The sequence below is a fragment of the Sinorhizobium sp. GQ132 genome, from assembly GCF_059758575.1.
This window is the reverse complement of record NZ_JCAXDX010000009.1, coordinates 157,828-172,762: the sequence shown is the minus strand read 5'-3', so window position 1 is coordinate 172,762 and position 14,935 is coordinate 157,828. Positions and strand designations below refer to the sequence as shown.

The following is a 14,935-nucleotide window of genomic DNA, read 5'->3' as shown; positions in this document are numbered from 1 at the left end:
TGCTGGACAGCCCGTTTAACCTAGGCTACTGTTTTTGAGTGGCAAAAAGTTACGGTGCCTCCGGCGGGGCGAGCTTTGCACGCGGGGTCAGACGCGCGGCGCTGCAGGAAGTGACTGCATGATTTTATTTTGGGGGCGGCCTCGAGTTGGAATTGTGCAGGAGGGGTATTGAGGGAAGCGTGCTGCGATGACGTCAGGAGCGGACCTGCTGCGAGTTGAGGGTCTGCGGATCACATTCTCGGTGCTGGGCGGCGAGGTCGAAGCCGTTCGGGGAGCGAATTTCAGAATTCTGCCCGGAAGGGTGACCGCGCTTGTCGGCGAGTCCGGGTCCGGCAAGTCGGCCATCAGCCAGGCGATCATGGGCATCCTGCCGAGCGTGGCAAGCGTCGGCGGCCGGGTGTTGTTCAACGATCCCGAAGCAAAGGGCGTCGACCTGCTTTCGCTGGATAGGGACGGGCGCGATATCCAGGAGATCCGCGGCGCACGCATCAGCAAGATCTTCCAGGAGCCGATGACCTCGCTGTCGCCGCTTCACACGATCGGCAACCAGATCTCGGAAGTGCTGAAGATCCATACGGATACCGACAAGGCAGGGCGCCGCGAGAGGACGGAGGAACTGCTCGGCTATGTCGGCTTTTCCGATCCGAAGCGGGCCTACGACATGTATCCCTTCGAACTTTCCGGCGGCATGCGACAGCGCGCGATGATCGCGATGGCGCTGATCTGCCGACCGGCGCTGCTCATCGCGGACGAACCGACGACGGCCCTCGACGTGACGGTTCAGGCGCAAATATTGCAGCTTTTGCGCGAGCTTCAAAGCAAACTCAACATGGCCATGCTTCTGATCACCCACGATCTCGGGGTCGTTGCCAACATGGCCGACGAGGTGGTCGTTATCTACCACGGCGAGATCGTCGAGGCAGGACCTGTGGATGCGATCTTCCGTAATCCCCGGCATCCCTATCTCAAGGGTTTGATGGCTGCCGTGCCGCACTTCGACATGAAACCGGGCGAGCGGCTGAAGGCGTTGCGCGAGGTGCCGGTGAAGGCCGGCGCGATCGTCGGCGAGCGCGAAGTCAAGAAAGCCGCGGGTCCCAATGTCCTCGTGTCCGTCCGCAACCTTTCGAAGACGTTTTCCACGCGCAGCTCCGGCTGGTTCGGCAGCGGCACCGCATATCGGCATCGCGCTGTCGACAATGTCAGCTTCGACATCCGCCGCGGTGAATGCCTCGGGCTCGTCGGCGAAAGCGGCTGCGGCAAGACGACCGTGAGCAAGATCCTGATGCGGGCCGTGACGCCTGACAGGGGCACGATTACCTTCGACGACGGGGAGGGCGCGCTCGACGTCCTGAAGCTCGACGGCGGGGAACTCAAGGCTTTGCGGGCGAAGATCCAGATGGTCTTCCAGGATCCCGTCTCGTCGCTTTCGCCGCGCATGACCGTAAAGAACATCCTCAGCGAGCCGCTGGAGATTCACGGCCGAGGGACGCCGAAATCGCGTGAGGAACACGTTCGCTCCCTTTTGCAGGCGGTGGGGCTCGACCAGCGCTTCATCAATCGCTATCCCCACAGCTTCTCCGGCGGCCAACGGCAGCGCATCGGGATCGCCCGGGCGCTCGCGCTCGTGCCGCAGCTTCTGATCTGCGATGAACCCGTTTCTGCGCTCGATGTTTCTGTGCAGGCACAGATCCTGAACCTTCTCAAGGACTTGCAGAAAGAGCTCGGCCTGACGATGCTGTTCATCTCGCACAACCTCGCGGTCGTCGACTACATGGCCGACCGGATCGCGGTCATGTGCGCGGGCCGGATCGTGGAGCTGGCGCCGCGCGAGGTGCTGATGCGCAATCCGGTCCACCCCTACACGAAGTCGCTCCTCGCCGCCGTTCCCTATCCCGACCTCGACCGTAAGCTCGACTTCGATTCCCTTCAGGCGAGCGGCGGATCGGACCAGGAGCGCTGGGGCGCGCAATTTTCCGACGGCGGCGAGAACGGTGCTCTTATTCCCGCCGATCTCGGTGGCGGGCACTATGTCCTCGCCCGCAAATCGGTGGATGCCAGGGAGTTACGCCGATGATCACCCGAAGAACCGCGCTTGGCATTCTCGCTTCGGCTGCCTTTCCAAAAGCAATGCTCGCGGCCGCAGGCGGAACCAATGCGCTCGCCGCCCTCGTTCAGGAAGGCAAGCTTCCGCCGGTCGGCGAACGATTGCCGAAGACGCCAAGGGTGATCGATGTCGCGGCGATGGGACGAAAGGCCGGCCGCCACGGCGGCACGATCCGCAGCCTGATCGGCAGCGCGAAGGACATTCGCCTGATGACGATCTACGGCTATACCCGCCTGGTCGGCTACGACGAGAAGCTCAATCTCCAGCCCGACATTCTCGAAAGCTACGAGACGGTCGAGGATCGTATCTTCACCTTTCATCTGCGCGAGGGCCACAAGTGGTCGGACGGCACGCCGTTGACCGCCGAGGACTTCCGCTACTGCTTCGAAGACGTGCTCCTCAACGAGAATCTGACCCCGGCCGGCCTGCCGCCGGCGATGGTCATGGACGGGCAGGCGCCTAAGTTCGAAATCGTCGACGAGCGAACGGTCCGCTATTCCTGGCCGATGCCGAACCCGGTTTTCCTGCAGGAACTCGCCGCACCACAGCCGCTGGTCGTCGTCATGCCCTCGGCCTATCTGAAGCAGTTCCACACGAAATATCAGGACGAGGACAAGCTGAAGACGTTCCTGAAGGAACAGCGGGTCAAGAAGTGGAGCCAGCTGCACATGCGGATGGCGCGCTCTTACCGGCCCGAAAATCCGGATTTGCCGACCCTCGACCCGTGGCGCAACACCACGCCCCTGCCGGCCGAACAGTTCGTGTTCGAACGCAATCCCTATTACCATCGGGTGGACGAAAACGGCTTGCAACTGCCTTATATCGACCGGTTCGTGCTCAGCGTCAGTTCGTCCTCGCTCATTCCGGCGAAGGCCGGCACGGGCGAAAGCGACCTGCAGGCCTATGGGGTCGATTTCGTTGACTATACCTATCTCAAAGATGCGGAGAAGCGGCACCCGGTCGAGGTAAAGCTCTGGAAGAAGACGTCGGGGTCACGCCTGGCGCTGCTGCCGAACCTCAACTCTGCCGACCCGGTGTGGCGGCCGCTGCTCAGGGACGTGCGCGTCCGTCGTGCGCTGTCGCTTGCAATCGACCGTCGCGAAATCAACATGGCCGCCTTTTATGGGCTGACGAAGGAAAGCGCTGACACTGTGCTGCCTGAAAGTCCTCTCTTCCGGCCCGAATTCGCGAATGCCTGGATCGCCCATGATCCGGAACAGGCGAACGCGCTGCTCGACGCGGCCGGACTGGCCAAGCGCGGCGGCGACGGAATCCGTATTCTTCCCGACGGCCGAAAGGCGCAGATCGTCGTAGAGACGGCCGGCGAAAGCACGCTCGATACCGATGTACTGCAGCTCATAACCGATTACTGGCGTGAGGTCGGCATTTCGCTCTTCATTCGCACCTCGCAGCGCGACACCTTCCGCAGCCGCGCTGTCGGCGGCGAGATCATCATGTCGATGTGGTTCGGTCTCGACAACGGCGTGCCGACCGCGGACATGAGCCCCAGCCAGCTTGCACCGACCACGGACGACCAGCTGCAGTGGCCCGTCTGGGGATTGAACTATATGTCCCATGGCGAAATGGGCGAGGCACCCGACCTTCCCCCGGTCGTCGAGCTCCTCGACCTGCTCAAGCGCTGGAGGCATTCCGCGGACGATGCCGAGCGGGCCGACATCTGGAGACAGATGTTATCCATCTACACGGACCAGGTCTTCTCGATCGGGCTGGTCAACAGCTCGCTGCAGCCGATCCTCGTCACGAAGAAGCTGCGCAATTTCCCCGATGAAGGGTTGTACGGTTTCGACCCGACGAGCTACCTCGGCGCCTACAAGCCCGACACCTTCTGGCTGGAACAGGACGACTGAGATGCTGCGGTACATTCTCTGGCGCATCGCAGTCATGGTCCCGACGCTCCTCATCATCTCCGCGCTCGTCTTCGCCATCATCGAACTGCCCCCGGGCGACTATTTCGAAAGCTACATTGCCGAAATCAGGGCGCAGGGCGAGGGCGTCAACATGGAACAGATCGAGGCGCTGCGTAAGCAGTACGGCTTCGACCAGCCGCCGATCCTGCGCTATGTCCACTGGGTCGCGGGGATGCTCCAGGGCGATTTCGGTTATTCCTTCGAATATGAATTGCCGGTGAGCGAGGTCGTCGGCGAGCGCCTGTGGCTCACGGTCCTGGTCTCCTTCGTCACCATCATCTTCACCTGGATCATCGCGTTTCCGATCGGCCTCTATGCTGCCACGCACCAGTACAGCTGGGGCGACTACGGCCTGTCGCTGATCGGACTCATCGGCATCGCAATCCCGAATTTCATGCTGGCCCTGGTCCTCATGTATTTCGCCAATATCTGGTTCGGAACTTCGATCGGCCATTTGATGGACCAGAAGTATCTTTCCGAGCCGATGAGTTGGGAGAAGGCGAAGTCGATACTGGAGCATATCTGGATCCCGGTCATCATCGTCGGTGCGGCCGGCACTGCCGGCATGATCCGGCGCCTCAGGGCCAATCTGCTCGACGAACTCCAGAAGCAATATGTCGTGACCGCCCGCGCCAAGGGGCTTTCGCCCACGCGAACCCTGCTCAAATATCCGCTGCGCATGGCGCTCAATTTCTTCATTTCGGACATCGGGTCGATCCTGCCGGCGATCATTTCGGGTGCGGAAATCACGGCAATCGTGCTGTCCCTCGAAACCACCGGACCGATGCTGATCAAGGCGCTGCAGAGCCAGGACATGTATCTCGCCGGGTCGTTCCTGATGTTCCTCGCGTTCCTCACCGTGATCGGAGTGCTGGTTTCCGATCTGGCGCTCGCCGTCCTCGATCCTCGAATTCGTCTGCAAGGCAGGAGCACAAAGTGACGTCACCGATCCCGGCGCCCGGCGAGCCCCTTCCGCACTACGTTTCGACCGCGCCCTTCGACCCCTATTCCGTGGAGGTGATGACCGAGGAGCAGGTGCGGGTGAACCAGGCATCGCAGCTGCGTCTGATGTGGTGGAAGTTCAAGCGCCACAAGGTCGCGCTCGTCTCGGGCATCTTCCTCGCGATGCTCTACGGGATGATCCTGATCTGCGAGTTTCTCGCGCCCTACGACCTGCATACACGCAATGTCGATTTCATCTATGCGCCGCCGCAGAGCGTTCGCTTTTTCCATGAGGGTGAATTCGTCGGCCCCTTCGTCTACGGCCGGACGATGACGCTGGACATGGATACGCTGAAGCGCAACTACACGGACGATACGACGGCCGTCGAGCGGATCCGGTTCTTCTGCCGCGGGGACGACTACCGTTTCTGGGGTTTGTTCGAAAGCAATCTGCATCTGGTTTGCCCGGCGGAGGGAGGGCAGCTTTTCCTCCTGGGCACGGACCGTCTCGGTCGCGACGTGCTGTCGCGGATCATCTACGGCGCGCGGATATCGCTGACGATCGGACTTCTCGGCATCACCGTCAGCTTCGTTCTCGGCATCGTCATCGGCGGGCTTGCCGGATATCATGGCGGGATCTTCGACCTTGTGGTTCAGAGACTGATCGAAGTCCTGCAGTCGATACCGAGCATTCCGCTCTGGCTTTCCCTGGCGGCGATCATGCCGGCGACATGGAGCCCGCTTCTCATCTATCTGGGTATAACCGTCATCCTGGGCCTTCTCGACTGGACCGGCCTTGCGCGCGCCGTGCGCTCGAAGCTGCTGGCGCTCAGGGAGGAAGACTATGTCCTTGCCGCGCAGTTGATGGGCGCCAAAAGCGGACGCATCATAGGGCGCCACCTCGTTCCGGGCTTCATGTCCCATCTCATCGCCACGGCAACGATCTCCATACCCGGCATGATCCTTGGAGAAACGGCGTTGAGCTTCCTCGGTCTCGGCCTGCGTCCTCCGATAACCAGCTGGGGCATCCTGCTCACCGAGGCAAAGAGCGTCAGCGTCATTGCCTTCTATCCGTGGCTGCTTTTCCCCACGATCCCGGTCATTCTTGTGATATTGGCGTTCAACTTCCTGGGAGACGGGTTGCGCGACGCCGCCGATCCCTACAAATAACCCCCGGTATCGCTGTTGGCTGCAAGCGATCGCTGCAATAGACTTCGACGTTTCTATTTTTGAGCGAAAGGTTTTTCGTATGACACGGCGCTTCGAGGATGCCCGCATCCTCATGTACAGCCACGATACCTTCGGGCTCGGCCATCTCAGACGTTGTCGCGCCATCGCCCATGCCCTGGTGGAAGATTACAGCGGACTGCAGATACTGATCATCTCCGGCGCGACAATCGCCGGCGCCTTCGATTATCGCGCCCGCGTCGACTTCGTGAAGATTCCGAGCGTCATAAAGCTCCGAAATGGCGAATATACTTCGCTGGACCGCCACATCGAGCTGCACGAAACGTTGAAAATGCGGCAGTCGATCATCCGCTCGACGGCGGAAAACTTCCGGCCGGATATTTTCGTCGTCGACAAGGAGCCGATGGGCCTGCGCGGCGAGGTGGAGGATACGCTCGCCTACCTGAAGACGCACGGCACCAGGCTGGTGCTTGGCCTAAGGGAAGTCATGGACTCGCCGCACCTCCTGGAAGAGGAATGGAAGCGACGCGACACGATGCGCAAGATCGAGCAGTTCTATGACTCGATTTGGGTCTACGGGCCGCCGGATTTCTACGATCCTCTGGTCGGGCTCGACGTGCCCGTTGCCGTGCGCGACCGCATGAACTTCGTCGGCTTTCTGCAAAGAAGCGTGTCCCACGACGCACTGCACGGCCATAAGCCGGAAGGCGACTACATACTGGTCACCACCGGCGGCGGCGGCGACGGATCCGACCTCATCCATGACGTGATCCACGCCTATCAGGAGGATCCCGAACTCACGCATAACGCGCTCGTCGTCCTCGGCCCCTACATGCCCGCAAAGCAGCGCAACAAGCTGATCAAGAAGGGAAGCAAGATCCCATTCATCAAGATAATCGAGTTCGACAATCGCATGGAGGAACTGGTAGCCGGCGCCAGGGGTGTGGTGTCAATGGGCGGCTACAACACCTATTGCGAGATCCTCTCTTTCGACAAGCCTGCTCTGATCGTGCCGCGTCTTCAGCCACGCGAAGAACAATTGATCCGCGCCCAGCGTGCCTCCGCACTTGGGCTCGTCGACATGCTGCTTCCGCAAGAAGCGGAGGAGCCGTTGCGCCTTGCCGCGGCCCTGAAGGCACTGCCGCAGCGCGCACCGCCGTCGCTCCGCGCCAATGGCCTGAGGCTGGAAGGCCTCGTCCACATATCCGACATCGTCGGCGAATGGCTCGATCACAGATCGAAGGAGCATTTGGCCGTCGTGAAAAGATCGAACTGAAGACACGTGTTACCGAAACCGAAGATCGCCGTCGTGCTGAAGGGTTATCCACGCCTTTCGGAAACGTTCATTGCGCAGGAACTGCTGGGCCTCGAAAGAGCAGGGCATGAGCTCGTCCTCGTCGCCCTTCGCCGTCCGACCGACAGGAAACGCCACCCCGTCCACGACGAAATACGCGCGGCCGTCCATTACCTGCCTGAATATCTGCATGAGGAGCCGTGGCGCGTTCTCCGCGCGCTGGTGAAGACCGTCCGGAAGCCCGGCTTCCGGCGGGTGCTCGGGCCGTTCCTCCGGGACCTCGCGCGAGACGTTTCACGCAACCGCTTCCGCCGTCTCGGCCAGGCGCTGGTGCTCGTCACCGAATGGCCGGAAGACGCCGCGTGGCTGCATGCCCATTTCATTCACACGCCGGCCTCGGTAACGGACTATGCCAGCATCATCACCGGCATACCCTGGACTTGCTCCGCCCATGCAAAGGACATCTGGACCTCCGAGGACTGGGAGCTTTCGGGCAAGCTCGACCGGGCCCGCTGGACGGTGACCTGCACCCGAAGCGGCTATGAGCATCTGCGGGACCTGTCGAAGGACCAGACCCGGGTCCATCTGAGCTATCACGGCCTCGATCTCGATCGTTTCCCGCCCTTCGAAGGCGAGCATACCCGGCGCGACGGCTCGGATCCCGACGATCCTGTGCGCATCGTCAGCGTCGGGCGCGCCGTTCCCAAGAAGGGATATGACGTCCTCCTGAAGGCGCTGGCGTTGTTGCCTGCGGATGCCCACTGGCGCTTCGAGCATATCGGTGCGGGAGAGCTCACCGGCGGACTCCAGGCGCTTGCTGCAAAGCTTGGCATCGAGGATCGCATCCGCTGGCACGGGGCGCTCGATCAAAAGGATGTTTTGGACCGTTACCGTGAGGCCGACATCTTCGCACTGGCCTGTCGGGTGACGGCCAATGGCGACCGCGACGGGCTGCCGAATGTGCTGGTGGAAGCGTCCAGCCAGCGGCTTGCCTGTATCTCGACCGCAGTCTCCGGCATTCCCGAACTTCTCGAAGATGGCAAAAACGGGCTGGTGGTGCCGCCGGAAAGCCCGGAGCCTCTTGCCGCGGCACTGGAGCGGCTGATCCGCGATCCGGAGCTTCGCCGGCGACTTGGCGCCGCCGGCGAACGGCGCGTGCGCAACGAGTTCGACCATCACTCCAGCGTCGGTCAGCTGGTCGGGCTCTTCGAAAGCGAATGGAGAAGAAGCCCTTGAGCGGACCTCGCGTCTTTTTCTATGTGCAGCATCTACTCGGTATCGGGCATCTGGCGCGCGCGAGCCGCATTGCCGGAGCGCTGGTCGAGCGGGAGTTCGAGGTCACGATGGTCACCGGCGGCACGCCGGTGCCGGGCTTTCCGGGGGAAGGCGTGCAGACCGTCGCACTGCCGGCGGTGACTGCCGGCGACAAAGGGTTTTCCGGACTTGTCGACGGCGACGGAAACCCGGTCACGGCCGCTTTTCAGGAGCACCGACGGGACCTGCTCATAGAGGCGTTCCGACGCGCGGAACCGGACGTCGTCATCATCGAGGCCTTCCCCTTCGGGCGTCGGCAGATGCGGTTCGAACTGCTGCCGCTGCTCGCTGAAATTGCGGCGAGCGACCGGCCGCCGCTCGTGGCGACGTCGCTGCGCGACATTCTGCAGGAGAGGGTCAAGCCTGGAAGGGCCGAGGAGACCGTCGAACTCGTCAAGAACCATTTCGACCTCGTACTCGTTCACGGCGATCCCGGATTCGCCCGTATAGAGGAAACATTTCCCCTTGCCGACGAAATCCGCGACAAGGTCGTCTATACGGGCCTCGTCGCCCCGCCGCCGCCGACCGAAGCGGCCGAGAAATTCGACATCGTGGTTTCGGCGGGCGGAGGCGCTGTCGGCAGGGAGCTGATCGGTGCGGCGCTCGAGGCCGCGAAGCTTCTGCCGAATGCGCTTCGCTGGTGTCTGATAACAGGCCCCAACCTGCCGCAGGCGGATTTCGACACATTCGCGGCCGCGGCTCCGGAGGGCGTCAGCCTGTTTCGTTTCCGGCGGGATTTCGGTGGCTTGCTCGGCGGTGCCCGCCTATCCGTTTCGCAGGCCGGCTACAACACCGTGTGCGACATTCTGCGTGCCGGATGCGCGTGCCTCCTCATCCCCTTTACCGCGGGCGGCGAGACCGAACAGAGCACGCGCGCGGCACGGCTCGAACAGCTCGATCTCGCCGGGGTGCTGCCGGAGGAGGGGATCACGCCCGAGCTTCTGGCCGCGAAGGTGAGGGCGATGCTCGCACGACCGAGGCCGGCCATCCCGCCGCTCGACCTCGACGGAGCCGCCGGAACGGCGAGGATCATCGGTGAGCGGCTTTTGTCGAGGCAGCCCTTTAGGTCACATTGATTTTAGGTCGGATCCCTCTCCAGGAGTTAGACCGAGCCGATCAGCATGAAGCGCGTGTATCTTCTCGTCGGCAGCGCTCCCGCGAAGTCGATCCGCGCGAGACGCGCCTGCGCTTGAAATTCTTCGAGCGACCTGACGCAGCTTATGTGGGTGGGTTCGCTGAAATAATCGTTCGATTGCAGGAGGACGCGCGTGCCGCGCGGGATGAGGTCCAGCCAGTTCCGCAGTTCGGCGAGGTGCTCGCAGCTCGTGTTGATCAGCAGATCCGCATTCAGGGCGCGATAGTCGAGCGTATGCATATCGGCCGTCATCGCATTGAACCTGTCGCCGAAGGTTGCATTGAGCGTGCGCGCCACCGGCTCGACCGCGGGATCGAGGTCGCAGCTCACGGCGAATTCGATGTCGAAGCGCGAATCTTCGAGCAGCATGGCCGACAGAACGCCGTACCAGCCGCCGAGCACGATGATCCGGCGACAATCGGCGCCGATGCTCTCGAAGAGCTTGTCGCGTGCCCACATCTTGCAGTCGACCTGCTTGTGGTTGAAGGCGTTGGCAATGTTTGCGTGCGGATGCTTCGCAATGACCCTGGCTATGCCACCGACGAGCCGGCTGCCGGAATACGCAGCCAACCCCCGGGCAAGGTCATGGGCGCTTTCGCGCCAATCTTCGGGAAGGCGGGAAGAGTGGCTGGCATGCGTCATGCGGCTGTTGTAAGCTCACGGCCAGTTGAGCGCAAGGCGCCGGAGTGGGCCGCAGGAGTGGAGGCAAGACGCCTGCGCAGATGAGCGGTACTGCATATCTATCGAGGCTTGACATAGCGCATCGCTTTGCTCTCATGCCGGGTAGTCACGATTTCGTGGAGGTAGCGCAGGCCCATTGACGATCAGGCGGATCGGCACCAATTGCGGCGCCGTAGTCCGCCGGCAGAACAGCCGAGCGATCCCGAATTTCAGATAGGTCTCTTTACCGGCACATGGAACCACGTCTTTCCCGCTACATCTGGACTCACACCCGCAAGCAGCAGCTCTGGATATTGCTGGTCGTGGCGCTGTCGATGGTTCCCTATTTCCTGTCGTTCGATCTGCCGAAGCAGATCGTCAACGGACCGATCCAGGGTGCCGGTTTCGACGGCCCCGAGGCGACTCAACCGTTCCTGCCGATTTCGTTCAACCTGCCGTTCTTCGGTGAGGTCAACCTCTTCTCGGGTTTTGATCTCGGCAGGGAAGGCATGCTGCTGGCCTTGAGCCTGGTATTCCTGCTGCTCGTGATCATCAACGGGCTCTTCAAATTCTATATCAACACCTACAAGGGCCGGCTCGGCGAACGGCTTCTGCGCCGAATCCGCTTCGAGCTCGTCGACCGGGTCCTGCGCTTCCCCCCCGGCTATCTCAAGCGCGTGAAGCCGGCCGAAATCTCGACCATGATCAAGGACGAGGTGGAGCCGATGGGCGGCTTCACCGGAGACGCCTTCGTACAGCCCGCCCTTCTCGGCGGTCAGGCTCTGACGGCGCTGATCTTCATCCTCCTCCAGAGCTTCTGGCTGGGCATCATCGCAGCCTCCATAGTCGCCGTTCAGGCCATCATTATCCCGCGCATGCGCAGGCGCCTGCTGGTGCTCGGCCGCGAGCGTCAGTTGACGGCGCGTGAGCTGTCGGGGCGCGTCAGCGAGATCGTCGACGGCATCGGCACGATCCGCGCCCACGATACCTCCAATTTCGAACGGGCCGACATTGCCGCGCGGCTCGGCCGGATATTCAAGATCCGCTACGATCTCTATCAGTGGAAGTTTCTGGTCAAATTCCTGAACAATTTCCTGGCCCAGGTGACGCCGTTCCTGTTCTATTCGATCGGCGGATATTTTGCGCTTCAGGGCCGGCTCGATATCGGCCAGCTTGTCGCCGTCATCGGCGCCTACAAGGACCTGCCGGGTCCTTTGAAGGAATTGATCGATTGGGACCAGGCGCGCCAGGATGTGCAGGTCAAATATGCCCAGGTCGTCGAACAGTTCAGCGTCGAACCGCTGATCGACCCCAAGGTGCAGGCGATTTCCCTCGACCCGGCAACGCCGCTCACCGGAGCGCTGGCGGCCGTCAACCTTTCGGTCGCCGACGACGGCGGCTCGAAGATCGTGGAGCATGTATCGCTGCAGATCCAGCCTGGCGAAACGGTCGCGGTCACCGGCGGTACGTCCGGAGGCGGCGAGGCGCTGGCCGAGGCTTTCGGCCGGCTGACCTGGCCCGCAACCGGGCGGATCGTCATAGGCGACGCCGATATTCACGAGTTGCCCGAGTCGGTGGTGGGCAGGCGAATATCCTACGCCTCCTCCGACGTCTTTGCCTTCCAGGGCAGCCTCGGCGACAATCTGCTCTACGGGCTCAAGCATGCTCCGTTGACGGAGGTCGCCTATGAGGGCGACAGGGAAGCTCAACGCAGGTGGGAGCTTGTGGAGGCGAAGCTCGCCGGCAATCCGCATTACGACCTGAACAGTGACTGGATCGATTACCCGGCCGCGGGCGCGACCGGGCCGGACGACCTCTTCGCGAAGATCAGAGCCGTGCTGGACGTCGTTCTCTTGAGCAATGATGTCCTGGCGCTTGCTGTCCGTTCAACGATCGATCCGACCGAGCACGAGGCTTTCGCCGGCGAGATCGTGGCGATGCGCAGCGCGCTTCGGCAAAGGCTCGAGGCCGAGAAGCTCAGCGACCTCGTCGTCTTCTTCGAGCCGGGCTCCTACAATGTCGAGGCGACCGTCGGGGAAAACCTGCTCTTCGGCACGGTCACCGACGGCAACCGATGGGAGAAGGCGCTCGAAGACCATCCCTTCTTCAAGACCGTTTTGAAGCGGGCGGGCCTGCACGAGACCTTCTACGAGATGGGGCTGGAAATCGCCGAGAACGTCGTGGAACTGTTCCGCGACTTGCCGCCGGACCACCCGTTCTTCCAGCAGCTCACCTTCATGACGGCCGAGGAAATCCCCGCCTACGAGGCGCTTCTCCAGAAGGTAAGGGGAAAGCCGCTCGAGGAGGTGTCCGAGGATGATGCCATCAGAATCATCCGCCTGTGTTTCGGCTATATCGAGCCGCGGCATCGCTTCGGTCTCCTGACGGACGATCTCATGCAGAAGATCGTCGAGGCGCGCCGTGAGTTCAGCGACGGCCTCCCGGCCGATCTCGTCGGCATCATCGAGCATTACCAGCCGGACCGCTACATGGCCTCGGCGACGATCCTTGACAACGTGCTGTTCGGCCGCATCGGGCACAAGCACACGGACGGGTCCGAGCGGATACGCGCAATCGTGCGCGACCTGTTCGAGTCGCTTGGGCTTTACAACAAGGTGCTCGTGTTCGGGCTGGATTTCGACGTCGGCGCCGGCGGCAAGCGGTTGACGTCCGGTCAGCGCCAGAAGCTCAATCTCGCGCGTGCCCTGATCCGGGTTTCGGATTTCTATGTCTTCAACCAGCCGCTTCTGTCGCTCGACCAGCGCACGCAGGATCAGATCACCCGGAAGGCCTTCGCTTTCCTGAGGGATGGCGAGCGAAAGCCCGCTATATTGTGGGTCCTTGCCAATCAGGATCTGGCGGAACTCTTCGATCGCGTCGCCCATTTCGAAAACGGACGTTTGGCGCATGACGAACCGGTGGAAAAGCACTCAAGAGACAGCGACTACAAGGAACTGGCATCTTGATGTAATATTGTTGTCAGGAGGCAAGCATATGTTCCCGCCGGCCGGGTTAGAACCTGTTTGCACCAAGCGCGACGCATTCGGAGAAGCGGACTGTTATGCTCCTAAAAGATGAAGTGGAAATGCTGCGCCGGATAACGCTGTTTTCCGGACTTCCGCCTGCCAAGCTCAAGCTTCTGGCTTTCACCTCCGACCGGGTGATGTACAGTGCGGGAGAAGATCTGTTTCATCAGGGGGATATCGGCGACGCTGCCTATGTGATCCTTTCGGGCAATGCGGATGTGCTCGTTTCGACGCCGAGCGGACAGCTGAAAGTCGCCGAAGTGGAGCAGAATTCGATCGTTGGCGAAATCGCCATCCTCTGCAACACGCCGCGTACGGCAACTGTCAAGACGACCACCTCACTCGAAGCGTTGCGGATCCGGAAGGATGATTTCCTCAAACTGTTGGCTGATTTCCCGGAGATGGCAGTCGAGATCATGCGGGTGCTGGCCGACCGTCTCAGCCAGACGACTTCCGAGTTGACGGAGGCGCGCAGCCGCGCCCATAGGGCAGAGGCCTGAGTTTCGGCCACCCGTACCTGTCCCCCGCGACTTCCCGGAAAACGGTTCCGCTTTGTGAATTCATGCGCTAGAGAAGCGCGATGCGCGCGATCACCTATCACAAGCGAACCGTTTACTTTCCCGACAAGCCGGAAAAGGCACGCTTCTTCAGCCGCCTCCAGGCGGGCCAATGGGAGCCAGGCACCTTTCGCAATATCGCGCGCTTCGTCGACGAGAAAACGACCTATATCGATATCGGCGGGTGGATCGGCGTGACGCCCTATTGGGCGGCGCAAAGCGCCGACAATGTCATCGTTGTCGAACCCGACCCGGTTTGTTTCGGCATTCTCACCGAGATGAAAGACGGAAACGCCGGCGAGGTCGAACTCGTCAACGCGGCTCTCTCGCAGGACGAATGCCTCGTTCTCAATTCAGTGGGTGGCGGTTTCGGAAGCTCCGAAACGTCTGCGCTGATCGCCGACGACACCGGCATGTCCATCGAGGCAAAAACGATCACCATTCCCGAGCTTCAGGCGATGGCGAGGACCGAACGGCTTTGCTTCAAGATTGATATCGAGGGTTACGAGTATAAGGTGCTCGACCAGTTACGGGCGATCGACAGGAAGAGGACCGCGAGCGTGCTTCTCGCGGTGCATCCGCAGATCCTGGCAGCGTCGCTCTCCGGGCCTGCCATTCTGCGTCTGGCCAAGACTACGGTGGCGACCCTCCGTCTGATAAGAAGTCTGCGCGGCTTTCGCCTGGAAAACCCGGCGGCGCTCTGGCGCGCGATACGCAAATCGATCTCCAGAGGTGAGATCAAGGGCTTCGACCTGCTCTTCGTCGCGCGGTAGGTGCCCGAGCGGCG

General features: G+C 61.7%; 11 protein-coding genes. 10 read left to right on the top strand and 1 reads right to left on the bottom strand.

The genetic code is table 11. From position 1 onward, the window contains the following. The first annotated feature begins 187 nt into the window (after positions 1-187). From AC6CIG_RS22065 to AC6CIG_RS22035, 7 genes are all read left to right on the top strand, one after another. A complete protein-coding gene (locus AC6CIG_RS22065) occupies positions 188-2,074 on the top strand; it encodes an ABC transporter ATP-binding protein (protein WP_437408759.1) in 1,887 nt (628 codons plus the stop codon). After that, positions 2,071-3,972 carry an ABC transporter substrate-binding protein gene (locus AC6CIG_RS22060; protein WP_498323807.1) on the top strand — a complete coding sequence of 634 codons (1,902 nt, stop codon included), beginning with the start codon at positions 2,071-2,073 and terminating at the stop codon, positions 3,970-3,972. The genes AC6CIG_RS22065 and AC6CIG_RS22060 overlap by 4 nt, the downstream gene beginning before the upstream one ends. A gap of 1 nt (position 3,973) precedes the next feature. Then, positions 3,974-4,972 carry an ABC transporter permease gene (locus AC6CIG_RS22055; RefSeq protein ID WP_018097081.1) on the top strand — a complete coding sequence of 333 codons (999 nt, stop codon included), beginning with the start codon at positions 3,974-3,976 and terminating at the stop codon, positions 4,970-4,972. After that, positions 4,969-6,144 (top strand): ABC transporter permease, encoded by a 1,176-nt coding sequence (locus AC6CIG_RS22050; protein ID WP_018097080.1) that lies wholly within the window; start codon positions 4,969-4,971, stop codon positions 6,142-6,144. Before AC6CIG_RS22055 ends, AC6CIG_RS22050 begins: the two co-directional genes overlap by 4 nt. Positions 6,145-6,223: 79 nt before the next feature. Continuing rightward, positions 6,224-7,438, top strand: a complete 1,215-nt coding sequence (locus AC6CIG_RS22045) for a glycosyltransferase family protein (RefSeq protein ID WP_018097079.1) — start codon at positions 6,224-6,226, stop codon at positions 7,436-7,438. A gap of 6 nt (positions 7,439-7,444) precedes the next feature. Further along, complete coding sequence (locus AC6CIG_RS22040) at positions 7,445-8,692, top strand: glycosyltransferase family 4 protein (protein ID WP_102762360.1); 1,248 nt, start codon at positions 7,445-7,447, stop codon at positions 8,690-8,692. Then, the gene (locus tag AC6CIG_RS22035; RefSeq protein ID WP_498323804.1) at positions 8,674-9,846 is read left to right on the top strand and encodes a glycosyltransferase family protein; all 1,173 of its coding nucleotides are present in this window, start codon (positions 8,674-8,676) and stop codon (positions 9,844-9,846) included. The genes AC6CIG_RS22040 and AC6CIG_RS22035 overlap by 19 nt, the downstream gene beginning before the upstream one ends. A gap of 26 nt (positions 9,847-9,872) precedes the next feature. Here the strand turns inward: AC6CIG_RS22035 and AC6CIG_RS22030 are convergent, their stop codons facing one another. Continuing rightward, positions 9,873-10,547, bottom strand: a complete 675-nt coding sequence (locus AC6CIG_RS22030; protein WP_164866893.1) for a class I SAM-dependent methyltransferase — start codon at positions 10,545-10,547, stop codon at positions 9,873-9,875. Between the two features lie 272 nt (positions 10,548-10,819). On the opposite strand from AC6CIG_RS22030, the gene AC6CIG_RS22025 reads away from it, so the two are divergent. From AC6CIG_RS22025 to AC6CIG_RS22015, 3 genes are all read left to right on the top strand, one after another. Next, positions 10,820-13,531, top strand: coding sequence for an ABC transporter ATP-binding protein (locus tag AC6CIG_RS22025; RefSeq protein ID WP_018097076.1), 2,712 nt, complete (start codon positions 10,820-10,822; stop codon positions 13,529-13,531). Positions 13,532-13,626: 95 nt separating this feature from the next. Next, entirely contained in the window at positions 13,627-14,091 is a 465-nt protein-coding gene (locus AC6CIG_RS22020; protein WP_018097075.1) for a cyclic nucleotide-binding domain-containing protein, read from the top strand. Between the two features lie 80 nt (positions 14,092-14,171). Then, entirely contained in the window at positions 14,172-14,921 is a 750-nt protein-coding gene (locus AC6CIG_RS22015; RefSeq protein ID WP_127709791.1) for an FkbM family methyltransferase, read from the top strand. Positions 14,922-14,935: the final 14 nt, after the last annotated feature.